This window comes from Pseudoalteromonas sp. MSK9-3, assembly GCF_003590335.1.
Lineage (GTDB): Bacteria > Pseudomonadota > Gammaproteobacteria > Enterobacterales > Alteromonadaceae > Pseudoalteromonas.
Window position 1 is genome coordinate 129,779 of sequence record NZ_MIET01000027.1, and the last position, 23,971, is coordinate 153,749.

At 40.1% G+C, this 23,971-nt stretch carries 23 protein-coding genes; 12 read left to right on the top strand and 11 right to left on the bottom strand.

The annotated features are described in order from the left end of the window. Window positions 1-182: 182 nt before the first annotated feature. Together BGP78_RS11875 and BGP78_RS11880 are read left to right on the top strand one after the other, a co-directional pair. Window positions 183-815 (top strand): 2OG-Fe dioxygenase family protein, encoded by a 633-nt coding sequence (locus tag BGP78_RS11875; RefSeq protein ID WP_119861575.1) that lies wholly within the window; start codon window positions 183-185, stop codon window positions 813-815. Between the two features lie 12 nt (window positions 816-827). Beyond that, window positions 828-2,063, top strand: a complete 1,236-nt coding sequence (locus BGP78_RS11880; RefSeq protein ID WP_119861576.1) for a cysteine desulfurase-like protein — start codon at window positions 828-830, stop codon at window positions 2,061-2,063. Window positions 2,064-2,153: 90 nt separating this feature from the next. On the opposite strand, the gene BGP78_RS11885 is transcribed toward BGP78_RS11880, so the two are convergent. Further along, on the bottom strand, window positions 2,154-2,612 hold the full coding sequence (locus BGP78_RS11885) for a cyclic nucleotide-binding domain-containing protein (RefSeq protein WP_119861577.1): 459 nt from the start codon (window positions 2,610-2,612) through the stop codon (window positions 2,154-2,156). A gap of 480 nt (window positions 2,613-3,092) precedes the next feature. Here BGP78_RS11885 and BGP78_RS11890 point away from each other — a divergent pair, with 480 nt between their 5' ends. After that, window positions 3,093-3,881 (top strand): helix-turn-helix transcriptional regulator, encoded by a 789-nt coding sequence (locus tag BGP78_RS11890; RefSeq protein ID WP_119861578.1) that lies wholly within the window; start codon window positions 3,093-3,095, stop codon window positions 3,879-3,881. Window positions 3,882-3,951: 70 nt separating this feature from the next. On the opposite strand, the gene BGP78_RS11895 is transcribed toward BGP78_RS11890, so the two are convergent. From BGP78_RS11895 to BGP78_RS11945, 7 genes are all read right to left on the bottom strand, one after another. Continuing rightward, a complete protein-coding gene (locus BGP78_RS11895; protein ID WP_119861579.1) occupies window positions 3,952-4,254 on the bottom strand; it encodes a helix-turn-helix transcriptional regulator in 303 nt (100 codons plus the stop codon). Window positions 4,255-4,747: 493 nt separating this feature from the next. After that, window positions 4,748-5,551 (bottom strand): helix-turn-helix transcriptional regulator, encoded by an 804-nt coding sequence (locus BGP78_RS11905; protein ID WP_259386302.1) that lies wholly within the window; start codon window positions 5,549-5,551, stop codon window positions 4,748-4,750. 585 nt (window positions 5,552-6,136) lie between these two features. Next, on the bottom strand, window positions 6,137-6,664 hold the full coding sequence (locus tag BGP78_RS22920; protein ID WP_259386303.1) for a helix-turn-helix transcriptional regulator: 528 nt from the start codon (window positions 6,662-6,664) through the stop codon (window positions 6,137-6,139). 286 nt (window positions 6,665-6,950) lie between these two features. Continuing rightward, entirely contained in the window at window positions 6,951-7,769 is an 819-nt protein-coding gene (locus tag BGP78_RS11920; RefSeq protein WP_259386304.1) for a helix-turn-helix transcriptional regulator, read from the bottom strand. 223 nt (window positions 7,770-7,992) lie between these two features. Then, the gene (locus tag BGP78_RS11930) at window positions 7,993-8,592 is read right to left on the bottom strand and encodes a hypothetical protein (protein ID WP_119861581.1); all 600 of its coding nucleotides are present in this window, start codon (window positions 8,590-8,592) and stop codon (window positions 7,993-7,995) included. Window positions 8,593-8,836: 244 nt separating this feature from the next. Beyond that, entirely contained in the window at window positions 8,837-9,103 is a 267-nt protein-coding gene (locus tag BGP78_RS11940) for a helix-turn-helix transcriptional regulator (protein WP_119861583.1), read from the bottom strand. 404 nt (window positions 9,104-9,507) lie between these two features. After that, complete coding sequence (locus BGP78_RS11945; protein ID WP_119861584.1) at window positions 9,508-10,368, bottom strand: YicC/YloC family endoribonuclease; 861 nt, start codon at window positions 10,366-10,368, stop codon at window positions 9,508-9,510. A 169-nt stretch (window positions 10,369-10,537) separates the two neighbouring features. Here BGP78_RS11945 and rph point away from each other — a divergent pair, with 169 nt between their 5' ends. The 7 genes from rph to BGP78_RS11980 all read left to right on the top strand — a co-directional run bounded on the left by rph (window position 10,538) and on the right by BGP78_RS11980 (window position 16,577). Continuing rightward, window positions 10,538-11,251 carry a ribonuclease PH gene (gene rph / locus BGP78_RS11950; RefSeq protein WP_010363685.1) on the top strand — a complete coding sequence of 238 codons (714 nt, stop codon included), beginning with the start codon at window positions 10,538-10,540 and terminating at the stop codon, window positions 11,249-11,251. 60 nt (window positions 11,252-11,311) lie between these two features. After that, window positions 11,312-11,956: an orotate phosphoribosyltransferase gene (gene pyrE, locus BGP78_RS11955; protein WP_010363683.1), complete on the top strand. Its 645-nt coding sequence runs from the start codon at window positions 11,312-11,314 to the stop codon at window positions 11,954-11,956. Between the two features lie 227 nt (window positions 11,957-12,183). Further along, on the top strand, window positions 12,184-13,563 hold the full coding sequence (gene mpl / locus BGP78_RS11960; protein ID WP_119861585.1) for a UDP-N-acetylmuramate:L-alanyl-gamma-D-glutamyl-meso-diaminopimelate ligase: 1,380 nt from the start codon (window positions 12,184-12,186) through the stop codon (window positions 13,561-13,563). 33 nt (window positions 13,564-13,596) lie between these two features. Beyond that, window positions 13,597-14,220, top strand: a complete 624-nt coding sequence (locus tag BGP78_RS11965) for a flavin prenyltransferase UbiX (protein ID WP_119861586.1) — start codon at window positions 13,597-13,599, stop codon at window positions 14,218-14,220. A gap of 1 nt (window position 14,221) precedes the next feature. Next, window positions 14,222-15,142: an ABC transporter ATP-binding protein gene (locus BGP78_RS11970; protein ID WP_119861697.1), complete on the top strand. Its 921-nt coding sequence runs from the start codon at window positions 14,222-14,224 to the stop codon at window positions 15,140-15,142. Between the two features lie 2 nt (window positions 15,143-15,144). Then, entirely contained in the window at window positions 15,145-15,912 is a 768-nt protein-coding gene (locus tag BGP78_RS11975; protein WP_119861698.1) for an ABC transporter permease, read from the top strand. Next, window positions 15,912-16,577 carry a tRNA (guanosine(46)-N(7))-methyltransferase TrmB gene (locus tag BGP78_RS11980; RefSeq protein ID WP_119861587.1) on the top strand — a complete coding sequence of 222 codons (666 nt, stop codon included), beginning with the start codon at window positions 15,912-15,914 and terminating at the stop codon, window positions 16,575-16,577. Before BGP78_RS11975 ends, BGP78_RS11980 begins: the two co-directional genes overlap by 1 nt. Before the next feature lie 10 nt (window positions 16,578-16,587). Here BGP78_RS11980 and BGP78_RS11985 read toward each other — a convergent pair whose 3' ends face one another. Then, window positions 16,588-18,453, bottom strand: coding sequence for a GGDEF domain-containing protein (locus BGP78_RS11985; RefSeq protein ID WP_119861588.1), 1,866 nt, complete (start codon window positions 18,451-18,453; stop codon window positions 16,588-16,590). A 300-nt stretch (window positions 18,454-18,753) separates the two neighbouring features. Between BGP78_RS11985 and panP the strand changes: the two genes are divergently transcribed. Next, window positions 18,754-20,382 carry a pyridoxal-dependent aspartate 1-decarboxylase PanP gene (gene panP, locus BGP78_RS11990; protein WP_119861589.1) on the top strand — a complete coding sequence of 543 codons (1,629 nt, stop codon included), beginning with the start codon at window positions 18,754-18,756 and terminating at the stop codon, window positions 20,380-20,382. A gap of 222 nt (window positions 20,383-20,604) precedes the next feature. After that, window positions 20,605-21,645, top strand: a complete 1,041-nt coding sequence (locus BGP78_RS11995) for a sensor domain-containing diguanylate cyclase (protein WP_119861590.1) — start codon at window positions 20,605-20,607, stop codon at window positions 21,643-21,645. A gap of 20 nt (window positions 21,646-21,665) precedes the next feature. Here BGP78_RS11995 and BGP78_RS12000 read toward each other — a convergent pair whose 3' ends face one another. After that, window positions 21,666-22,769 (bottom strand): diguanylate cyclase, encoded by a 1,104-nt coding sequence (locus BGP78_RS12000; RefSeq protein ID WP_182912280.1) that lies wholly within the window; start codon window positions 22,767-22,769, stop codon window positions 21,666-21,668. A 160-nt stretch (window positions 22,770-22,929) separates the two neighbouring features. Next, entirely contained in the window at window positions 22,930-23,946 is a 1,017-nt protein-coding gene (locus tag BGP78_RS12005) for a tetratricopeptide repeat protein (RefSeq protein WP_119861592.1), read from the bottom strand. Between the last annotated feature and the right edge of the window lie 25 nt (window positions 23,947-23,971).

Here is a 23,971-nt window from a genome sequence, read left to right on the forward strand (position 1 = left end):
TTTTTTAATACTTACAAAACAAGAAACAGTCGCGTTTTAAATAATAGAATAAATATTCAATATCTTCGTATATTTTGGTTTGTTACTGCTATTTTGTGGCATATTAATAGGTAAATTAAACAGTATTTATTTTCCATTCGCTTAGAATTATCGCCAATTTGTCATCAATAGGCGAGAGCAAAATGACCGCAGTAAACAATCAGAACTTGCTTCAACTTCGTTTCATCCAACAAGCGCATATCGACGCAGTGAAGCCCTCATTTAATCAACTACCAAGTAACCCGTATGCTGACGGTGCGTTCAGAAAACGTCGTTACTCAGTAATTAAATTTTCAGATGATCAAGTGTCATTGCAGCCTGCAAAAGCTTTTGTTCAAGACGACGCGATTAATACTTTTCAGGGCAATGTCGAACGTGTATACGAAAACCTTGAAGACAGCTTATTGCAAAGCGATGGCTTTAAGCACCTATTAAATGAATTTCGTGCTATGACAGGTATTTCACAAGAGCGTGAAATTGAAGTACATCAATTCCGTATGTTAGCAATTGAAAGTGACACGCCGCCAGCCCCTGAAGGCATCCATCAAGATGGTTTTGATCACGTCTGTGTATGTGGTGTATCACATGAGAACATCGCCGGTGGTGAGTTATTGGTTTATGAAAACAAAGACGTAGAGCCTTGCTTTAAAATGGAAATCAAAGATGGCTTATTTGCTTTGATCAACGACCGTGAAGTATGGCATAACGCGACTCCAATGAATAAACTAGATGCTGATAAAATTGGCTATTTAGATTGTTTTGTATTTACCTCATAACTCGAGTGAACCATGGAACTAACTAAACTTCGTCGTCAATTTCCAGCATTAATGCAGCAAGTAAATGGCCAAGCTCCTATCTTTTTAGATGGCCCAGGTGGCTCGCAAGTACCACAGTCAGTACTCAGTGCAATGTCAGCCTATTTGGGCTATTACAATTCCAACTTAGGTGGCGCATTTTTCTCTAGTGAAAAAACGGTAGACTTGCTTAACAACGCTCGCCAAGCGGTTGCAGAGCTACTCAATGCGCCAAGCAAAGAGCAAATCGTGTTCGGTGCAAACATGACAAGCCTAACCTTTAGTTTTAGCCGTGCACTTTCTAGGGCGTGGCAGGCAGGCGATGAGGTTATTGTTACCAACGCCGATCACTTCTCAAATGTGTCGTCATGGCGTCAAGCAGCCGAAGATAAAGGGGCGACAGTACATGCTCTACAAATTAATGAAGCTGATTGCACGTTAAACTTAGAGCACTATAAGCAGTTATTAAACAGTAATACAAAACTGGTTGCTGTAACGTATGCGTCAAACACAACGGGTTCTATAAACGATATAAAACACATTGTTGAATTAGCCCACCAAGTTGGCGCTTTAGTTTATGTTGATGCTGTGCACTATGCCCCCCATGAACTTATTGATGTGCAAGCGCTGGATTGTGACTTTTTAGCTTGTTCAGCCTATAAGTTTTTTGGCCCTCATGTGGGTATTGTCTATGGTAAGCGTGAACACTTAGAAGGGTTTACCCCTTATAAAGTAGAGCCTGCAAAAGACGTGATCCCAGGCCGCTGGGAAACCGGTACTCAGAGCTTTGAAGGCCTTGCGGGTGTTGTGGCTGCAATAGACTATATTGCCAGCTTAAGTGACTTGCCTGAAGCGACGTCTCGTCGTCAGCGTTTAGCTGAAGGCTTTGCAAAAACCAAACAGCACGAAATGGCATTAAGCGAATACTTTTTAACGCGCTTAGCTGAATTTCCACAAATTAAATTGTTTGGTATTTCAGATTTAACCCGCCTTAAAGAGCGCACACCGACTTTTGCACTAACATTTGAAGGCCTTGAACCACGCGCTGTATCTGAGTTTTTAGGTAAACAGCATATGTGTGTATGGGATGGTAACTTTTACGCACAAGGTTTATGTGAGCAATTAGGGGTGATGGATAAGGGTGGCGTTGTCCGTATTGGGTGCATGCACTACAACACGATTGAAGAGCTTGAAAAGCTGTTCAGTGCGTTTAATGCATTATTGGATTAATGAGATTGATTGTTTAATTCTAATTATGGTTTTACTAAAGGCATGGGTTCTTGCACATGCCTTTAATATGCTAAATCGCATTCAAATCCACTAGATATTGTCTTCAATATAAGTACTGAGCGTGCTGATCCGAGCACTCATACCCGCAATAATTTTATCCTTCATTTTTTCTCGAATCACATTGGGTAGTTTTGTCATAGCTTCAGGTGTAATGGCCAATAAAATACTGTCTTTAAGGGCTTTAGCACTGGTAGAGTGTTCTTGGTTGCAAATAAAAGCGCCCTCACCAATAAACTCTCCAGGCCCCACACGGCCTAACTCAAGCAATTGGCTTTTCTTAAAAATACTAAACTCACCACTGAGCACAATAAAAAGTCGGTTGTCTAATTCAAAGCGCTTAAAAGCGTGGTGATTTTGATGTACTAAATATAAATGACTAAAAGACTCGAGCAAAACTTGTCGCTCTGCCAGCGTAAATTCATTAAAAAATTCAAGCCGATTAATGATCTCAAGTTGTTTTAAGGGGGACACATTTTCGAGTAACTTCATGTACGCTGAGTCCATAAGAGAAATATAGCCTAGATAGTGGCGAGTTTTTTCTTATTGATCAACATATTTGATACTAATATAAAGCACGCTTACTAAGTACCAGTTGAAGTCAGGCGGCATAAAAAAGGCCTATATAAGCTCTTTGGAGAGTATTCTTTATCACTGCCAACGAATCAAAGCCTAGTTTTCTTCATCAGGAAACAGGCAAAACTAGTCGTTTTCTCTCGAGACCTTTTAATGTTCTTATATTTACAGGTGAATTTAAATCTATAACTTAATTCAAATTGTATTGTTGAAGTAACGAGAGTGATTTTGAGATTTAGTCATGCGGTGTATTTGATTTGGCTTTATCTTGATTGAGTACTTTGAAAGTTAGTTTCAGGCTATTTAAAGGTTTTATTTTATCTATAAAGCCTTATAGTTATGGGATTTATGTTGTTATATTTCAATAGGTATGAATGAAATCCCTTAGGAGTGAAAGTGGTAAATGGTCAAGACTTAAAAGCAATGAGGCTTCAAGCGGGGATATCTCAAGGTGAGATGGCATCTAAGCTAGGTTGCGATAGAAAAACGGTTATTAATTATGAAGTTGGAGCTACCGATATACGAGTAACCAGAATGTTTATTTGGTTAAAGTGTTGCAAGGTAGATGTCGGTGCTCTGGTGTCACAGGTGAAGCAAATTCGCGAACATGACAAAAATAACGCAAAAGCTAAGCTACAAGATGTGATTTCAATTTTACTCATAACTATTCAGCTTTGGGCACCAGTGGTCGTTACACCTATTTATTTAACTGCTTTGGCAATCGCTATGATAGTTGGTATGTACAAGAATAATATAAATATTATACATATCTCGCTATTCCTTTTGTTACTTAACATTATTGAATATATTATTTTTGCAACTGGTCTTATTGAACTAATTAAACCAGAAACTGGACAGCTTATTCGAGGAAGTATAATGTTTGGTGTTCAGCTGTTGATTAGTCTTCTGGCCGTCTTGCTCTTTGTCTTTCGAGTGCAGTTTTCAAGAGTGATATCAAAATCTAATACGGTTTCACTTACACTTTTTGATGGCTTTTTTCATTGGATATTTATATATACATCATTCATATATTTTATTGCATTGCTGGAGCACATCGCATGGTTTTACTTACAAAGTAGCTACTTTACTCTGGTTTATGACAACTTTGAGGGCTTAATTTATATAGCATGGATTGTTAGCTGCATACTTTTGTTTAATATGATGCACTTTAAACAAAAGCAGTGAATCACCAAAGTATTTAGCTAAGTATGATTTTATTAATGAAACATAGCCCTATTGGTATAGGGCTATGTAATTAAGCAACAAGCGCAGCATTAGCCGTCTTAGTGTTAATAATAACATTGTTATCAAATAACTCACTCATAACTGGGTTGGCGAAATCGCTACCAAATATAAGCATCATCTCGTAAACTTGCGTCACACTCATGATGGTTTTGCCACTCTCAAAATTACTAATTGTTGCTTGGTCCACGTGCAATATGACACCCAGTTGCTTTTGCGTTAGGCCGTGCTTTTTACGCAAGCTTCGCATCGCTTTTTGCATCTCATTTTTGAATCTGTCAATTTGAATTTTTCTTCTACTTGTATTGTGTTTCATATTGCCTCCAAAGAACATTTGCAAAGTAAGTGAGTGGCCACACGATGTGCTGAGCTTTTAAGAAAGTCGTTTACTTGAAAGTATACGATGCTCGCTCTTTGCATAAGCGTTATGTTGCGTTTTAAGCTGGCTGGAAAATGAGCAATAAATCCATTTGTTGATAAAATAATGGCTTTTGAATCCGTTTTAAAGCGATGTTTTAACATGAAATTATTTAATCGTTTGTTGTTGATAGAATCATTCTGGGTGATTGAGTGTGAAAAAATCTCCACAACGTAAATTTTAAGTAAAAAAAAGCTGTAGAAGTTTAACTTTTAGCGGGCAATTAATGCCCGATAAAATCAGTTAATTCAATGGTGAATTTAAGTTTTCGCGCTATGCGTAATAGTGAATAGTTTCAAATATAAAAATAGTTGTAGCCAAAAAAATAACTGTATTTAAACACGTATTGATAATAATAGAACTTAGCTAGATCAGTACATTATTTCGTGTTTTATTGAGGTTTTACCTGAGGCTTTATTGTGCTAATTATCATTGTAAGCAAAGTCGAAAAACATAGTGCCCAAGCTACATAGATTAACTCTTTAATGTTGTTGAAAATAAATGTCCAGGACTTAAATTCGAAGTAAGCCCAGCCAATATTTTCGATTAACCCAAGTAAATAGATAACAGTGATATAGATATATATCCAATGCAGTATGCCATCAAAATAGGTGAGCTTTATGTCTTTTGCATTAGAGATCTTTCGCGACAGCTGTACTCTAAAAATGAGTAGAGTGGCAATCATGAAGTTAAAAAATAGCTGGACACCAAACACAATATTCCCTTGGAGTAGCTCGTTTTCTGCATTAGTCATATCATTTATCATACCTGTCGAAAAAAGCGTAAAGTTGAGCGCCGAAAGTACTAAAATAAAAGCAGAAATGTGGGTGATGTTCGTGTTTTTTACATACACTCCGTACGCAGTACAGGTAGCTAAAAGTAATAGGTAAAGAGGGGCGGCTATAAGGTAGTTCCACAAGGTACCAAATATGATAATAGCAGAAATAAAATCTAACAGTTTTGAGGTACCATTTATGCTTGATTCGCTGCGAACTTCTTTTATCTGGTTTAGAAGGGAGCCTAAATCGAGCTTGCAGAATTTCAGCCATTGAAATAACCGCGAAGACGGAATGTCGCTGACACCTAATTCATAATTATGGATGGTGCGTCTATCACATTCTAACTTCTTAGACATACCTTGTTGGGTAATGCCAGCATTGAGTCGCATTGCTTTTAAGTCATCACCATCAATCATATACACCTCTCACAATTATTGTGTATATGGTATTGCGAACGACGTGATATGTAAATAGTGTGTGTACTTATATTGAGCAACTCCAACATGGAGTAAAGCATTAATACTACGTTATTTTTTACGGTGCATTTTTTAACGTAAGGGATGTATCTACCCTCAATTCAGGTTTATAAAAGGCCCAAAAATAGAGAACAAGTAGAGATGGCACCAGCTTTGGGGTTGTATTAAGTAGCTTTGTGAAATCAGTTAAGCAAGTTAAGGGGGAGCAGAAATGCATGATGTATTGAATTGGTTTTGTACCATGGTACTTTTGCTACTATGGTTTTTTTACTTTCTCAGTAGTAAGCATCATGCTTATTAGCGTGCAACAACTGAGTGCCCAAGCAATATATACTAACCCTTCAAAGTTATCGTAAATTAATGTCCAGGATTTCATATCAAGGAATATATAAACCATGTCCTCTAATAAAGCAGCCAGATAGAGTAATGAGTTATAGATATAAATCCAGTGGAAAATTCCATCAAATTTGGTTAGTTTGATGTTTTCTTGGTTGGTGAGTAATCGAGATATTTGAACTCTAAAAATTAACAATAATACAATTGTTGTAATAAAAAAAGTTGAGTGCCATAAATAAGCATACTTTGTAAGGGAGCATTTTCAGCCGGTGTTAGGTAGTTTATTAAACCTGTTTCAAATATAAGGCTTGATATGGCAGTTGGAATAAAAATGAAACCAGAGATGTGGAGCATGTTAATATCCCTTTTATATGCGCCATACATAGCACAAATTGCCAGTAGGCATAAATAGATAGGGGTTATGATTGAATGACTCCATAACGGGCTGAGTATAAGAACCACAGAAATAACATCTAGTAACTTAGCTGTGCCATTTTTACTTGCCTCTCCTCGTACTGCTTTTATTTGGTTTAGCAATACGCTTATATCCAGTTTGCAGTATTTGAACCACTGAAATAATCGTGCTGAGGGAATATCGCTCACGCCAAGTTCATAGTTATGGATGGTGCGCCTATCGCAGTCTAGCTTTTTAGACATGCCTTGTTGGGAAATACCAGCGTTTAGCCGCATTGCTTTTAAGTCATAACCATCAATCATGTTCATCCCCAATGCTATGTTACGTGTATGGTATTTTGAAAAAGGGAGCATGTAAACAGTGTGTTTATTATCGTGGCTTGTAAAGGTTACATCTAGGTACGATAAAATGCTGCACCAATGTGACTTTAAGAGTGAGTAGCCTTAAAGCTGGTGATTATAAAAACCACCAGAATGTAAGTTGAAAGCGGCATTATGTGAAGGTACGCATAGTTGAAGAGCTTTTATATTATTGACAGGTTTTATGATATATCGCCAACTCACAACTACAGGTTTCATGTTGTTTAGTTTATTTAGAAGCTGTTTCCTCATTGTCTTGGCTGAATTCTTTAGTAGCAATGATCATGTTTAATAAAGTTGCAGAGGATAATGCCCATGAAATATAGACTAGTCCTTCAAAGTTTTCATGTATTAATGTCCATGATTTCATCTCAAAAGCGAAATAAGCGACATCTTCGAACATCGCTAGTAAATAAATCATAGAACTATATAAATATAACCAGTGAAATATGCCATCAAAGTGTGTAATGCTGATTTTTTTTGATTTTGATATTAATCGAGATATTTGTACCCTAAAAATGAGAGTGAGAGTAATGCTAAAGCTAAATAATAATTGAGCACCATAAATTAATATGCCTTGCAGTACCTTGTTTTCATCAGGGGTTACATAGTTAATCAAACTCGTTTCGAAAAAAGCCCAATTCAATGTCGTTATGAAAAGAATGAAACAAGCAATATGCGTGGTGTTAATGTCTTTTCGATATATACCGTATAGGGCGCATATTCCAAGTAATGATAAATAAAGTGGCGTCACTATAGCTGAGTGCCATAACGGACCAAATATCAATACTACAGAAATAACGTCTAACAGCTTAGATGTGCCATTTTTACTTGCCTCTCCTCGCACAGCTTTTATTTGATTGAGTAGTACGGATATATCGAGTTTGCAGTATTTGAACCACTGAAATAATCGTGCTGAGGGAATATCGCTCACGCCAAGTTCATAGTTATGGATGGTACGTCTATCGCAGTCTAGTTTTTTAGACATGCCCTGCTGGGAAATACCGGCATTAAGTCGCATTGCTTTTAAGTCATCACCATCAATCATATTTATCCCCAGCACTATGTCATCTATATGGTATTGTTAAAAAGGGGGACATGTAAACAGTGTGTTTATTCTCAATACTTTATAAGGATTGCAGAGAAATACGATAAATATTGGGCCTGTGTAACGCTAAAAGAGAGTGGTCTTACATTCTGGTGATTATCACAATCACCAGAGTATGAAACATTAGTTTTATAGCTGAAAAAGCGTTTAAATAGTGCAACTATTATGCTGTGGTTTTTTCGGTACGCGTATCTGATTTTTGTGATGTTATCATCATCGTAAGTAAAGCACCGCAATTAAGTGCCCAAGCTATATAAACTAACCCTTCAAAGTTATCATAAATAAAAGTCCAAGAGTTCATGTTGAAATGAACTTTTATAAAATACTCAACCATAGATGATAAGTATAATATAGATATGTAAATATATATCCAATGAAAAACACCATCAAAATTTGTTAGTTCAATGTTTTTAGATTTTGATAGGTGGCGGGAAACTTGTACTCGGAATATAAGTATTGATATTGTGGCTAAACTGAAAAATAGCTGAGTTCCGTAAATTATAAGCCCCTGTAAGACTTTGCTCATATTTACTATTATATGATTTATTAAACCAGTCTCAAAAATTATAGTTGGTAAAGCTGTTAACGTAAAAATAAAACCAGCAATGTGGGACATATTTATATTTTTTATATAAATACCATATACAGTACATGCGCCTAACAATGATAAATGAAGTGGTGTAGTAAGGCTTACATCCCAGAGTTGAATATAAAAAAAAGCCATTGATGCAATACTGAATAATATCAGATTTGAGGGTTTCATTAGTTATCCTTGTAGCCATCTATAGGGATAGGAGGTGTAAAGTCAACATTGACAGATTGTGTTGATGCTGGTTTATATGCTGTATTACCACCAGAAAAAAGAGTGCAAGTGTTAGTAGAAAGAACTTTTATGTCTATATTACTTCTGCAGTTACTCGCAGTTCTATGCGTTTTACAAGTACCTACATTCTTTATACTATAAACATTTATAAAAAAATTCATAACGCTAATAATATTGAATGGGCTTATTTTTTGCATTGTTCTTCATCCTGTAAACGTGGTTTTTTTGTTTGATTAACGTGATCGCGGATCTGTTTTATTTCGTTTAACAACGATCCTGAGTCTATCTTACAATAAACCAGCCACATGAAAAGCTGTTTAGAGCGAATATCGCTCACCCCTAACTCATAGTTGATGATGGTTTTTCGATCACAATTGAGTTTTTTAGCCATTCTGTCTTGAGAAATACCCGCATTGACTCTCATTGCCCTGAGGTCATCACCATCTATCACATCCTTTGTCCTTATTATGTTGAGGAGCTTGTTTCCCTATAAAAGGCATCCATTATGGTAAGCGAACTTACCTTACGTAACGCATGCACCAGCTAAAAGTGTTAAAGATGTGTAGTTTAGCCGTATAGAACCTTGTTTAGCATAATATTTTGAAATGCAATAAATGTAAATAGCATGTTTACATTTGTTGACAAGGTTCTGTTTTATTCTTCATCTATAAATTTTAATTAATATGAAGGAGGCGGGAGCGGTTAATTATATTTATAAATAGAAAGCGTATGAAGTACGCTTATTATTGGAATTTGGGAGCGAAAAAAGAAGCAGCAAAAAACCAGAGCCAAAAAAACCGCCTATTTGGCGGTTTTCAAAGATATGAGGTTATTATTACTTACGTGTATTAGTAATTACTCAATATTTTGGATCTGCTCACGCATTTGTTCAATTAGTACTTTTAACTCTACCGCTGCGCTGGTGATGTCGGTATTAATTGATTTTGAGGCAAGGGTATTTGACTCGCGATTAAACTCTTGCATCATAAAGTCTAAACGACGGCCGCATGCGCCGCCTTTTTTAATGATTTTATGTGCTTCTGTTACGTGAGATTTTAAACGATCTAACTCTTCGGCCACATCTTGTTTTTGAGCTAGGTAAATAAGTTCTTGCTCAAGGCGGTTTTCGTCGATGTCGGCTTTTAAGTCTTCTAGCTTGGCATTGAGCTTTTCACGTTGCCATTTGGCGATTTCTGGCATGTGTTCTTCTACAATCGCAACTTGCTCTAAAATACTATCTAGGCGCGTGGTGATCATGGTTTCTAGGTTGCCACCTTCGCTTGCACGTGCTGCTTTAAAGTCTTCAATAAGGTCGTTAAAGCCAAGTAGTAGGGCTTTATTTACGGCATCTAGATCAACTTCTTGTGCTTCCATTACGCCTGGCCAGCGCAGTATATCAACGGGGTTGATGTCACCTTGGCTTTGTTGTTGCACCCATTTTGCACTGTTGATCAGCTGTTCAGCCAATGTTTCATTAATAGACAGCTCACCGACGTGAGCAGGGTTGGCTGTAAACTTTAAATAGACTTCTACTTTTCCGCGTTGAAGATGTTTACGTAGGCGCTCGCGTATTACCGGCTCCATACCACGAAATTGTTCAGGTGCGCGGATAAAGGTTTCTAGGTAACGCTGATTTACTGAGCGGATTTCCCAAACTCCTGTGCCCCAATCACCTTTAACTTCTCGGCGTGCGTAGGCGGTCATACTATGGATCATGTAAAGTTCCTAATCTATTAACAAAATTTCCAGCTGGTATTATAGCTTAATAAAAAATCAACGCAGTAAGCAATTTTCACTCAATGTCGTTGTTTTGTCTAAATCGACATGGCATCGTACTGTCTGACCCATTATAATGACTGAAATTTTGAATATTAGGGGAACGTGGATGCGTCCAAGTGAAAGAACAGCAAACCAGATCAGACCGGTAACATTTACACGTAACTACACAATTCACGCCGAAGGCGCGGTATTGGTAGAGTTTGGTAATACAAAAGTACTTTGTACTGCAACGGTTGAAGCCGGTGTACCGCGCTTCATGAAAGGTCAAGGTAAAGGTTGGATCACGGCAGAATACGGTATGTTGCCACGTTCTACACATACCCGTAATAACCGTGAAGCGGCGCGTGGCAAGCAAGGCGGCCGTACGATGGAAATTCAACGTTTGATCGCACGTGCATTGCGTGCTGCGGTTGACTTAAAAGCCCTTGGCGAAAACACCATTACGATTGACTGTGATGTGCTGCAAGCTGATGGCGGTACTCGTACTGCGTCTATTAGTGGTGCATGTGTTGCGTTGGTTGATGCGTTAACGCATATGCGTGCCAAAGGCATGATCAACAATAACCCGCTTAAGTTTATGATTGCGGCGATTTCTGTGGGTGTTTATAACGGCCAAGCGATTTCTGATTTAGAATACCTAGAAGATTCAGAAGCTGAAACTGACATGAACGTGATCATGACAGAAACAGGCAAGCTGATTGAAGTACAAGGCACCGCTGAAGGCGAACCTTTCTCGTTTGAAGAACTTGATGAGCTATTAGGGCTTGCTAAGCATTCAATTCGTGAAATTATCGACCTGCAAAAGAAAGCATTAGCATAATTGAGTGTTGTTCCCGTTTAGTTTAGGTATCAGTTAAGTATCACGTAAGTAGGTAAAAGTATGAAAGCATATCAAAAAGAGTTTATTGAATTTGCACTTGAAAAGCAGGTGCTTAAATTTGGTGAGTTTACCCTTAAATCAGGCCGCACGAGCCCGTATTTTTTCAACGCTGGTTTATTTAACACTGGTCGTGATTTAGCGCGTTTAGGGCGTTTTTATGCCGCAGCACTTGAAGATGCTGGTATTGAATACGATTTACTGTTTGGCCCCGCATACAAGGGTATTCCGATTGCGACGACGACTGCGGTTGCGCTGTCTGATCATTATGACAAAGACGTGCCTTATTGCTTTAATCGTAAAGAGAAAAAGCAGCATGGCGAAGGCGGCTCGTTAGTTGGCTCAGCGCTTGAAGGGCGTATCATGTTAGTTGATGATGTGATCACTGCAGGTACTGCTATTCGTGAGTCGATGGAGATCATTGCTGCTGCAGGTGCTGATTTGTCAGGTGTGTTAATTGCACTGGACCGTCAAGAAAAAGGTAAAGCAGAACTATCAGCAATTCAAGAAGTTGAGCGAGACTTTGGCACTGAGGTTGTGTCAATTGTGAAGCTTGCTGACTTAATTGTTTACCTTGAAGAACAAGGTAGCATGGGTGAACACCTTGCCTCAGTTAAAGCATACCGAGATCAATACGGCGTAGCATAAGCTGAGTTTGAGTTAAAAAATGCCAGTCAGAGACTGGCATTTTTTTTAACGGTATTTTGAGAGAGCGTGATTCACTCATCAATAATTCAGTATTGTGGGGCTATTCTTGGCGTTTTAGCACAGCTGTTTTGCAGTATGGTTTATGGTGTGTTGCGTGATTTTTTGGCATAGTAAGCACCTTGCAAATTCCAGCAGTCTCAATTTTTTAAATAAAGGCATACATCGTCATGGTCACGACGCAAAATAACAAGAAACATATCCATATTTTGGGTATTTGTGGCACCTTTATGGGTGGCATTGCAGCAATCGCACAATCTTTGGGTTATAAAGTTACTGGCTCTGATCAAAACGTGTATCCGCCGATGAGCACGCAGTTAGAAGAACTTGGCATTGAATTAACGCAAGGTTATGACACGGCTCAGTTAGACCCTGCGCCAGATTGTGTGGTGATTGGCAATGCTATGAGTCGAGGCAACCCATGTGTGGAATACGTGCTGGAAAAAAATATTCCGTACACATCTGGCCCAGAATGGTTAAAACATCATTTATTGCAAGACAGCTGGGTACTGGCCGTTGCGGGGACGCATGGTAAAACCACGACTGCGAGCATGTTGGCGTGGATACTAGAATATGCGGGGCTGCGCCCGGGGTTTTTAATTGGCGGCATTGTGCAAAACTTTGGGGTGTCGGCACGGGTCAGTGATACACCATTTTTTGTGATTGAAGCCGATGAATACGACACCGCCTTTTTCGATAAGCGCAGTAAGTTTGTGCATTACTTACCCCGCACTTTAGTTATGAACAATTTAGAGTTTGATCATGCTGACATTTTTACCGATTTAAATGCCATTCAAACACAGTTTCATCACCTGTTAAGAACACTACCTGCGCAAGGTAAAGCGATTTACCCTGCGGATGACACTGCGCTTGCTGAGGTGATTAAACGTGGTTTTTGGAGCGAACAAGAAACTTTAAACGGCGATTGGTCGTATAACTTGCGCAAAGCAGACGGTAGTCAGTTTGAAGTGTGCTTACACGGTCAGCTTGAAGGGGTTGTGAATTGGCAGGCCATTGGTGAGCATAATGTAAAAAATGCCATGGTGGCCATTGCGGCAGCGCGACATGTGGGCATTCCTGTCTCTGTCAGTATAGATGCACTCGGCGAGTTTATTTCTCCAAAGCGTCGTATGGAGTTGCTTGCAGAGGTGGGCGGCGTCAGTGTGTATGACGATTTTGCGCATCACCCTACGGCCATTAAAACAACCCTTGCAGGGCTAAAAGCGAAAGTTGGGACTGAACCTGTGATTGCGATTTTAGAACCGCGTTCAAATACGATGAAAATGGGGGTACATCAACAAACATTATTGGCGTCACTCAGTGAGGCGGATGAAGCATATTTGTTTGAACCCGATAACTTGGATTGGTCACTGCGCGATGAAGCGAGTAAAGCGGGCCGCCAGTGTTTTTCAAGTGTGGATGAAATTATCAAACAGGTGTGTGCTAACGCGCAAGCGGGTCAGCATATTTTGATCATGAGTAATGGTGGCTTTGGTGGGTTACATCAAAAGCTACTGTCTGCGCTGCATAAAACAGACATAGTTAGTTGATATACTGCGAATTAACATAAAAGGGTAGATGGTGTGAAGAGTTTTAAACCTGCGATTACGTTGGCATTTAGTGGTGCATCGGGTGCGCCTTATGGATTGCGATTATTAGAAGTACTCGTCGCAATGAATTACCAAGTTTATGTGCTGATCTCGAGTGCCGCGCGGGTGGTATTAGACATTGAATCGAACGTTAAGCTCTCGGGTAACGAGCAAAAAGCCAGCGAGCAGTTGAGTACGCTGTTTAACGCGCAGCCAGAGCAAATTAAGGTATTTGGTAAAGACAATTGGTTTAGTCCTGTGGCATCGGGGTCGGCAGCACCGAAAAAAATGGTGGTGTGCCCGTGTAGTGCAGGATCGGTATCGGCGATAGCGTTGGGGGCGTCGGATAATTTATTAGAACGGGCAGCCGATGTGGTTATTAAAGAGCGCGGCCAGCTTATTTTGGTACCACGAGAAACGCCTTTTAGCCCCATTCATTTAGAGAATATGTTAAAACTGAGCCAGTTGGGGGTAACGATTATGCCCGCAGCACCGGGTTTTTATCATAAACCCGAGTCGATCGATGACTTGGTTGATTTTATGGTGGCCCGTATTTTAGATCATCTTAATATAGAGCATACCTTAACCGAGAGGTGGGGTTATGGAGAACAAAAATAACATGACGATCGCATTAGATATTCAAGGCCTGAACAAGGTCTATAAAAATGGTGTTGAAGCTGTAAAAGGCATCGACCTAAAAGTAGAGCAAGGAGACTTCTTTGCGTTGCTGGGGCCTAATGGCGCGGGTAAATCAACCACCATAGGTGTTATAGCATCCTTGGTAAATAAAACCGCTGGGCAGGTTAGCGTGTTTGGGCACTCAATTGATACTGCATTGGAAGATGCAAAAGCTGAGTTGGGCTTGGTCCCGCAAGAGTTTAATTTTAGCCAATTTGAAACCTTGAGCCAAATCTTAGTAAATCAGGCTGGTTACTATGGCGTACCACGTCAAGAAGCGCATCAACGTGCTGATAAATATTTAGCACAACTTGGCTTGTTAGAGAAAAAAGACAAACAAGCACGCACGTTATCAGGCGGCATGAAGCGCCGTTTAATGATTGCGCGTGCGTTAATGCATGAACCAAAATTATTAATATTAGATGAGCCAACCGCTGGGGTTGATATTGAATTACGTCGCTCAATGTGGAGTTTTCTTAGAGAGATAAACGAGCAAGGTGTCACGATTATTTTAACGACTCATTACCTTGAGGAAGCGGAGCTGCTGTGTAAAAACATTGCCATTATCGATCAAGGGGTAATCGTTGAGAACACTACGATAAAAGCGCTATTGGCAAAGCTCGACAAAGAAACCTTTGTACTTGATTTACAAACACCGGTCCAACCGGTGAATATCGAAGGGTATGCGTTTAACTTAACCGATGAGCACACCTTAGAAGTCGAAGTTAAAAAATCACAGAGTTTAAATGAGGTGTTCAGTCAGCTGAGCACACAAGGGAATACGGTGTTGAGTATGCGAAATAAAGCAAACCGGCTAGAAGAGTTATTTGTTGGGCTGTTAGAGCAGGGGCGTGAATCATGAGTATTACTCGCTACGGCGTAGCCTTAAAAAGTATTTGGATCAAAGAGTGCATTCGCTTCTTACGAATTTGGGTGCAAACCTTGGTGCCTCCCGCGATAACCATGACGTTGTATTTTGTTATTTTCGGTAGCTTAATTGGCTCGCGCATTGGTGAAATGGGCGGCTTTAGTTATATGGAGTTTATTGTTCCGGGCTTAATTATGATGTCGGTGATCACCAACTCCTATTCTAATGTAGCCTCGAGCTTTTATTCGACAAAGTTCCAAAAAAGTATTGAAGAGCTTTTGGTTGCGCCAGTACCTAATTATATTATTGTGTTAGGTTACATGGGCGGTGGTATGGCGCGTGGCATGCTGGTGGGCTTAATTGTGACCTTAGTTTCACTGTTTTTTGTCGATATACAAATACACAATATTGGGGTGATCATTGCCACCGTAGTCTTAACCTCGGCGGTGTTTGCACTGGGTGGGTTAATTAATGCGGTATTTGCCAATAGCTTTGATGATATCAGTATTATTCCTACCTTTATCTTAACCCCACTGACTTACTTAGGCGGCGTGTTTTACTCGATCACCTTGTTACCTGAATTTTGGCAGGGCGTATCGCAAGCCAATCCAATCATTTATATGGTGAATGCATTTAGATTTGGCTTTTTAGGTGTATCAGATGTCAACATTTATGTGGCATTTACGGTATTATTAGCATTTATTACTGGGTTATTTATCTTGGCGCTGACATTGATCCGCCGAGGGGTAGGGTTACGTCACTGATGGCAGAAGCAAATTCGAGAAGTATTGTCTCAAACCAACCTAGCTTGCATGAAAAGCTGGATGAAATTGTAAATAAGCATTTAACTGCTGAGTTCAAAAAGCCCATTGCGGCCCATACGCAAAAGGCATTTGACGAAGTAAATGCGCGCGTACAAGCATTTACCGGAGACATCATTTTAGATTCATGTTGTGGGGTAGGTGAAAGCACGGCTAATTTAGCTAAATTGCACCCGAACGCATTGATCATTGGTATTGATAAGTCATCACATCGATTAGATAAACATGATGTGGAATACAAGCAGACAGACTCAGGTCAATATATGCTGGTACAAGCGGATTTAAATGATTTTTGGCGCTTAGCAGTCGCGGCTAATTGGCAGCCAACACACCATTATTTGCTGTATCCAAACCCTTGGCCTAAGGCTAAGCATATTGGTCGTCGTTGGCACGGTGCTGCGGTATTCCCTTTTATTGTTAAGCTTGGTGGTCAACTTGAAGTACGCAGTAACTGGGATATTTATGTTAGAGAGTTTGCGCGCGCCTTGCAGCTAGCTGGTCACCCAACGGCCGTTGAACCCTATAGCAGTGAGCAAGCGATCACGCCCTTTGAACGTAAATACTGGATGAGTGGCCAATCAAGCACGCGCTTAGTGGTTACACTGTGATAGTTAAGGATTAATGGTTCAGTGCGCGTGACTCTGTTCTAATATGTGGGGTGGCTCTGCCTATGTGTCGCCCTTGCATCATATCTACGCCAGCCTCAATAAAGCGTTTAAACTGTGCTTCGTCCAATACGGCGCCCACAACCAATTGTATATCTCGGTCTTTACAGAGTTTGGCTAAGTGAGATATAAACTCAAAGACCTGCTCATCTCGGTGCATATGTGCTGAAATATGTTCATCAAGCTTAATTGCATCAATATTTAGTTTCATAACTCGGCTGACGGTTAATAGCCCGCTGCTGACGCCGTTGATCAAGATTTTTACGCCTTTACTTTTCAGCATGTTGATACTGGCAGCCATGGAGTTAAAGTTATTTAAGACAGCTTGCTCATCCAGTTCAAAGGTGATCAAAGCGGGCTGAGGGTAGCGGCGTAATTCTTGATTTATTATATCTATGAGCTGCGGATCAGTGGCATCTTGATAGCTTAACTTTAAACTCCAAGCGGTATTTGTTTTTCTAAAACGTGTGACGCACTGAGTTAAAATATTATGCGTTAGTTTACCCTCCATACGAGAACGTTTTACGACTTTTTGATAGATGTCAGCACTTAAGATAGCGCCTTGCTCATTAATAATACGAGCGCTACAAATATGCTGGGAAACCATATTTTTCTTAACATCAAAACGGGGTGTAAAATAGGCAACAACTCTATTTTTTTCAAATGCATCTTGTAAGGTATTTGCCAACGCCAGATGATTGGCCTGCTGCTGTTTTGCATCGTTATTATGAATGGCATAGAGGCAGACGGTTTTGTTTTGTTGCTTTGCTTGGCGACACGCAACATAGGCGTTATCGAGTAATAATGCCTTGTTACCTGAGGCAATGCCGGCACTAAGCTGAATATAAAGGTGTGGGTTATTGAGCACTGGCCGAGAACTAGGAAATTCTTTGATTATGTTTGTCAGGTAATGCTCACCTTTGTCGGTATCGCACATGATCACCAGTTTGGATGTGGCAAGGCGATATACAGGGTATGGGTAAGTAAATTCGCTAAAATGCTTCATAATACGCTGGATAACTTGATCTCCTACGCTTGCACCATAAAAGCTAATAATGTCTTCAAGCTCACTGACCCAAATAATAGCCAAACTTAAATGTTGTTGCTTATTTTTGGCTAAATCGTGCTCTAATGCAATTCTGTTAGCAAAGCCTGTACGTGTATCTGACGTCATTGACTTTTTATAAAGTAATAAATATATGCCGGCCACTAGCAAGGCAATAAAAAAGAAAAAACTGGCGGTTAATGTTGCTTTGGCTACGCTCACGCGTAGCTGTTGTGCAACGTCATCGGTGGTGATGTCAGCGCCCGTAAGGTAAGTGGTGCCATTACTACTAATAAAAGGTATGAGAATGGTTTTAAAGTGGCCCCATTGATCTTCTGAGATTTCAAAGACGGGTTCTGTTGAGCGAAATGCCCCTTTGTTAACGATGGTTGCTTCTAGATAGGGGTCAAAAAATTGCGTTACTCGGCCAAGTATTAAATCTTCTTGTGTATAACTTGATGATGTAAACCGCACCAATGGTGCATCGTAAATCATGGTGTAGACATATTCAACTTCCAAAGCGCTGGTAAGTGCAGTGAGCTGAGCGCTGAGCTGCTCAAATTGGGCTGAGTCTACCTCATTTAATCGATCGTGATAATCATCACCAATAATTAACTGCGCAGCTTTCGCTGCATGTAATAGGCGAGTGTCAATATCATCCATGATCGCTTTGCGGGTAGTGTGATAGCTATAGCCAACATAGCTAATAAGGCTTGCGATAAAAGTAACAAAACCAATGCAGAGCCAAACTATCAGAGAAATCCTTCTGAGCATACCTGTCCTATTTATAAGCGTTCCTTAATTTTAAACATGAAGAGAGTGCAATGCAAAGGTCGCCTAATTCTTAGTTATATCATTTTTAGCTTTAAAGAAAATTAAATATACATGTAAATTTCAATTAAGTGTCGTTATATTTAAATGATAGTGTCACTAAACATTATGGGATTTCGCGACTTTTCAGCGTTCAAAACGAGACAAATCTATTAACTTGCAGTAAAGTTAGCCATTTCGTCATAACAACTCATATTACTATTGCTTAAACAGCAATACAGAGTTAGAGAATTAGGTAGCAAGATGGGTCCAAAGCGTTGTGCTGTCGCTTCTGAAGAAAGTTTAATGCGTATTTTTACGGTGCCAGAAGCGCCAGATTCGACTCTGAGTAAAATAGAGTTAGAAATCTCTAGTAATTTAGCTGGGTTCTTAAATGAGAACATCGCGGCAATTGAAAAGCCTTTACACGAGATTGAAAAAGACTTTCAAGATGCGGTGTTGCCTGAAGAGCCGATGTTCGTTTCTGATTATGCACAAGACATAATGGAGCAGCTGGTGGCACATTCAGTCCATACGGCTGCCCCAAGCTTTATTGGACACATGACCTCAGCGTTACCCCACTTTGTGTTGCCGCTGTCTAAATTGATGGTGGGTTTAAATCAAAACCTGGTTAAAATTGAAACCTCTAAAGCATTTACACCTTTAGAGCGTCAAGTGCTGGGGATGATGCACCATTTAGCTTATGGTAATGACGAACATTTTTATGACAAATGGATGCACAGTGCAAAAACATCGCTCGGTGCATTTTGTTCTGGTGGAACGATTGCCAATATTACTGCATTGTGGATTGCCCGAAACCGTTTATTAAAAGCCGATGGCGAATTTAAAGGTATTGCTGCACAGGGAATGCTCGCAGGCATGCTGCATTACGGTTATAAAGGGTTGGCAGTGCTTGTATCAGATAGAGGCCATTATTCATTAGGTAAAGCGGCTGATATTTTAGGGCTTGGCCGAGAAAACTTTATTGGTATTGCGACCGACGAAAATAATAAAGTTGATGTTGAAAAAATGCGTGAGACAGCGCATCAATTGCAAGCAAAAGGCATTAAAGTATTGGCTTTAGTCGGGGTTGCTGGCACCACAGAAACAGGTAATATCGATCCTTTAAACGATATGGCTGATTTAAGCGCTGAACTTGGGTGTTATTTTCATGTTGATGCTGCATGGGGTGGCGCGACACTCCTATCAGACAATAACCGGCATTTATTGGCGGGTATTGAGCGTGCAGATTCCATTACGATTGATGCTCATAAACAAATGTATGTGCCGATGGGCGCGGGGCTCGTTTTATTCAAAGACCCAGCAGCAGCTGATGCGATTGAGCACCATGCTGAGTATATCCTGCGTAAAGGCTCAAAAGATTTAGGCAGTCATACCTTAGAGGGAAGTCGCCCAGGTATGGCAATGCTCGTACACGCCTGTATGCGCGTTATTGGTCGTAAAGGTTACGAAATGCTGATTGATAAAGGCATTGATAAAGCACGTTACTTTGCCGAATTAATAAAAAATGACCCTGACTTTGAGCTTATCTCTGAACCTGAATTATGCTTACTCACTTATCGATATGTGCCAAAGCAAATACAGCATGCGATTGCGCGGGCTGATGAGGCTGAACGGATTGAAATCTATGCAGCACTCAACCGCTTTACTGCCAGTATGCAAAAACGCCAGCGCGAAACAGGGCGTTCATTTGTATCGCGTACTCGATTGACTCCAGCTCAATATGATCACCAACCGACAGTGGTGTTTAGGGTTGTACTGGCAAACCCCTTAACGTCAAACTCGATATTAAAAGATATTTTGGCTGAGCAAAAAGCGTTGGCTAAAACCGATCCAATATTTAAAAAGTATTTATTGAAATATCTATCATAATTATTGTCATATGATAATTCAGCAGTTGTCTTATATGTGGCTGTTGAATTGTCTCATGATATAGTGTTTTGTTAATAGGTACTTTACCCTCGTTTTTATTTGTATCAAAACAAGTTACTCATATTGATGTATAAAATAGTTCATCCTTTTTCTGATTATTGCGTATCATTAATAGAGATGTAGAAAAATGTGTTTGTAAATGTTTAGTAGCTTTGGTGTCTTATGCTCAATGATTTAAGTGAAGTAACACAACGATTGAGAAGAGTATGCTCTCAAGAAGTTGATGTTTCTGGCAGCTATCAGGCGTTTTTACAGGATATTATTGATGAAGGGCGCACCACGTTAGCGGTGAGCAGAGTGTCAGTGTGGCTATTTGATGATCATATTCAACCCCGCTTTTTATTGAATGTGGCGAACACCGATTGGTCAACCAAAGTTGAGCAAATGGATTATGCCAAATTGAGCTTAGAACGCTATCATGCGTATTTCACGGCATTAAAAAATGGAGAATCTATTGCCGCGAGTGATGCTGAAACAGACCCACGCACAACTGAGTTTTCAGATGATTACTTAAAGCCATACGGCATAACTACCATGTTAGATACGGTCATTTTTAAAAATGGTGTGCCTCATGGTATTGTGTGTTGCGAAGGAACTGATGGCCCGAGACAGTGGCAAAGTGCAGAAGTATCATATGCCGAAATGATCGCAGATTGTTGTAGCCGACGCATTCTGGTGAGCGAACTGTGGGCATTGCAGCAACAGCTCTCAGATTTAGCATTTCAAGATGCACTCACAGGGCTTAAAAACCGACGCTATTTAATGGATTATGCGGAGCGAGAGATAAGCCGCCATATGCGAGCAGAGCTGCCACTGAGTATGGTCGTCGTCGATATTGATCACTTCAAAGCGATTAATGATACTTATGGCCATGAGGTTGGCGATATTGTATTACAAGCTTTTGCTGGGTGTTGTAAATTAGTACTGCGTACCGAAGACTGCTTATGCCGACTTGGCGGAGAAGAGTTTGTAGCGATGCTACCGCACACCAATGCAGATAATGCATACCATGTGGCAGAGCGATTACGAGAAGCCTTGTCTCAGCAACAAATCGAATACGGTTCTGAGAGAATTATGATCACGGTGAGCTGTGGTGTGGCCGAGGTAAATTTACAACTGCCTTTTAGCCAATCATTAAAATTGGCTGATCATGCCGTTTATCAAGCAAAAGCCAACGGCCGAAACTGTGTGGTAAGAAGCTAGTTTTCGCATATTGTTAATACTCATTCGCTATACAAAATTGTTTTGTTTCTCCCTGTTTTTTTCGCGGTATACAGGGCTTTATCTGCCCGCGACTGAATTGCATCAAATGACTCACCATCTCGACCATTTATTGATACGCCAATACTGATCGTAACAACGTCATTTTGTAATTCTGGTAGCAAAGCGCATTTTTCTGTAAATAGCGTACGAATGCGTTCTGCTAATTTTATGGTGTTATCTGTATGCATTGCATAGGTCAGTATACAAAATTCTTCACCTCCCCATCGGGCTACGGCGTCACTTTCACGAACCGTCGTAGCAAGAGTTTCTCCGGCAATTTCTAATACATGGTCGCCAACTGAGTGCCCATGTGTATCATTTAATTGTTTAAAGTTATCAATGTCTATCATCAGCACATGAATGTTGTTGTGTTGACGGGCGCCAATAGTGAGTAACGGCCTAATGACATAGAAAAATCCACGACGATTATACAAGCTAGTAAGTGGGTCATGATGCGCAGCTTTATCAAGTTCAGCGATAAACCGACTGGTACTTAGGAGCATGAGAATAGGCGCGCCAACCATGATCCCGATGAGGGCACCGAGCCAAGTGATCACTGCAACCGTACCTGATTGTTTACCAATTAAAGGCAATTCGCCTAACGCACCATTGGTGGTGTAAATAAGGGTGGCAAGCACCTCAACTAACACCAAAGAAGCCGCTACACGAGAAATAGTCCGTTCATAACGGTTATTATTAGCATATTGCCATAGGCAGTAAGCAAAGCTTGCACGAACCATAATGAGCCAAATGCCAATCGTCACTAAGCGTACATCTCGTATTGGAAAGAGAAAAGTGAAAATCACAGTGCTGATAAAAATACTTATAAACAGCAGAGAAATAGTGCGAGTAGGCAGGGGTTTATTCATAAATTGCCACGTGCCCGCAAGTAACCATGTATGCCCAGCAATAAGCATAGTGTTGTATGTAAAGCCTCTTGCAGGGTTCCATTCTGAGGAAACAAACACGTTGATGGCATAAGCGACCGCTAGGCAGCTATACCCAAGAGCCCACATACGCGCACCAAGTGCAGATTCACTCATTTTCCCTATTGCAGCAATCATTACTGCACCTATCAATGCAGCAAGGGTCAAGGCAAACATTAGTGTTATGTCATGAAAAACCACGGTTATGCCACCTTATCATTATTTTTTATTCTGTCGTGTTTCCACATCAGTTGTACTCAACCTCATATTATATTTATAAAGTTGAATGCTATAGCAACTACCAATTACACAATTTAATTTGCTTAAACCAAGGTGCGTTAAATGTTTTGCTCGCTTGCTGAGCTGGTAATTTCAATACGATATTCAAGGAGGGGGCTAAGTGCTTATGTATAAGCTGTTTTAACCCCTTACTTTCTAATTGATCAAACTCTGTTATTAACTGAGTTCTTAGTTGCTGTGAAATGAGCACACCTTGCGTTGCTTCATAGCCACTATTCACCCATAAAAGGTAAGTTCGTTTAGGCTGGTCGGGAAAGCTTTCAACCAGCTTAGCAATGGGGTCATACAAGCGTTGATAATTAATGAATTGCTTTTGTAATAAAAAAACAAACAGTAAGTTTATTCCTGCATTTATATGACCTGGCTTTTTCGCTTGCAGTTGGTGACCTGCCAAAGCTTTACGAAAATAGCCGTTTGCTTGAGTCAGCTTATTTTTATCTAATGCAAGAACGCCTAAGTTATTCGCAATGGTGGCTAAAGCGCGCTCATTTTTTAGCTTCTCAGCAATTTGATATGCTTCTTTGTACAGTGCTTTGGCGCGAATGTAATTGGCTTGATGGCGAGCGATAATTGCCAAGCTAATTTTTAATCCCATTTGCTGATTTAAAGAGGATTTTTGCTTCAACGCACAGGTAAATGTGGTTTCTGCATCGTTGATATAGGATGATTTACGCAACCAAACTCCGGTCATACTGAGGATAGATGGCAGCTTTTCATAAAAAAAGGGGTGTTCATTTAATAAAAACAATTGCTCAAGTGACGCATATCCGTTGTTCAGTTGATTGGTAACAATCGCGGCTCTGGTGTTGAGCAGATACCACTGTATTTTTTGTTTGCTTGTTAATTGAGACAGCGTGAGATCGTCGCTCAAGATACGCAGTGATTTTGTTGGATCTGAAGATAAATAATACTGTGCTTGTTGGAGTAAGTATTCATTTTCAGCTGTTTTAGGATCTAAGCTCGCCACCGTCGTTACTGGCAATAATAAGATTAAAAAACTTATTACTTTGTACAATGGGAAATACTCTCTGCTTATGTTC

What these genes read in the sequence shown, in the direction of transcription:
- rph (WP_010363685.1), top strand. Translation starts at nt 10,538, where the DNA reads ATGCGTCCAAGTGAAAGAACAGCAAACCAGATCAGACCGGTAACATTT.
- mpl (WP_119861585.1), top strand. Translation starts at nt 12,184, where the DNA reads ATGGTCACGACGCAAAATAACAAGAAACATATCCATATTTTGGGTATT.
- BGP78_RS11895 (WP_119861579.1), bottom strand. Translation starts at nt 4,254, where the DNA reads ATGAAACACAATACAAGTAGAAGAAAAATTCAAATTGACAGATTCAAA.
- BGP78_RS22920 (WP_259386303.1), bottom strand. Translation starts at nt 6,664, where the DNA reads ATGATTGATGGTTATGACTTAAAAGCAATGCGGCTAAACGCTGGTATT.
- BGP78_RS11920 (WP_259386304.1), bottom strand. Translation starts at nt 7,769, where the DNA reads ATGATTGATGGTGATGACTTAAAAGCAATGCGACTTAATGCCGGTATT.
- BGP78_RS11875 (WP_119861575.1), top strand. Translation starts at nt 183, where the DNA reads ATGACCGCAGTAAACAATCAGAACTTGCTTCAACTTCGTTTCATCCAA.
- BGP78_RS12000 (WP_182912280.1), bottom strand. Translation starts at nt 22,769, where the DNA reads ATGATTGCTGCAATAGGGAAAATGAGTGAATCTGCACTTGGTGCGCGT.
- BGP78_RS11970 (WP_119861697.1), top strand. Translation starts at nt 14,222, where the DNA reads ATGACGATCGCATTAGATATTCAAGGCCTGAACAAGGTCTATAAAAAT.
- BGP78_RS11995 (WP_119861590.1), top strand. Translation starts at nt 20,605, where the DNA reads ATGCTCAATGATTTAAGTGAAGTAACACAACGATTGAGAAGAGTATGC.
- BGP78_RS11945 (WP_119861584.1), bottom strand. Translation starts at nt 10,368, where the DNA reads ATGATCCATAGTATGACCGCCTACGCACGCCGAGAAGTTAAAGGTGAT.
- BGP78_RS11980 (WP_119861587.1), top strand. Translation starts at nt 15,912, where the DNA reads ATGGCAGAAGCAAATTCGAGAAGTATTGTCTCAAACCAACCTAGCTTG.
- BGP78_RS11880 (WP_119861576.1), top strand. Translation starts at nt 828, where the DNA reads ATGGAACTAACTAAACTTCGTCGTCAATTTCCAGCATTAATGCAGCAA.
- BGP78_RS11930 (WP_119861581.1), bottom strand. Translation starts at nt 8,592, where the DNA reads ATGAAACCCTCAAATCTGATATTATTCAGTATTGCATCAATGGCTTTT.
- pyrE (WP_010363683.1), top strand. Translation starts at nt 11,312, where the DNA reads ATGAAAGCATATCAAAAAGAGTTTATTGAATTTGCACTTGAAAAGCAG.
- panP (WP_119861589.1), top strand. Translation starts at nt 18,754, where the DNA reads ATGGGTCCAAAGCGTTGTGCTGTCGCTTCTGAAGAAAGTTTAATGCGT.
- BGP78_RS11885 (WP_119861577.1), bottom strand. Translation starts at nt 2,612, where the DNA reads ATGAAGTTACTCGAAAATGTGTCCCCCTTAAAACAACTTGAGATCATT.
- BGP78_RS11905 (WP_259386302.1), bottom strand. Translation starts at nt 5,551, where the DNA reads ATGATTGATGGTGATGACTTAAAAGCAATGCGACTCAATGCTGGCATT.
- BGP78_RS11985 (WP_119861588.1), bottom strand. Translation starts at nt 18,453, where the DNA reads ATGCTCAGAAGGATTTCTCTGATAGTTTGGCTCTGCATTGGTTTTGTT.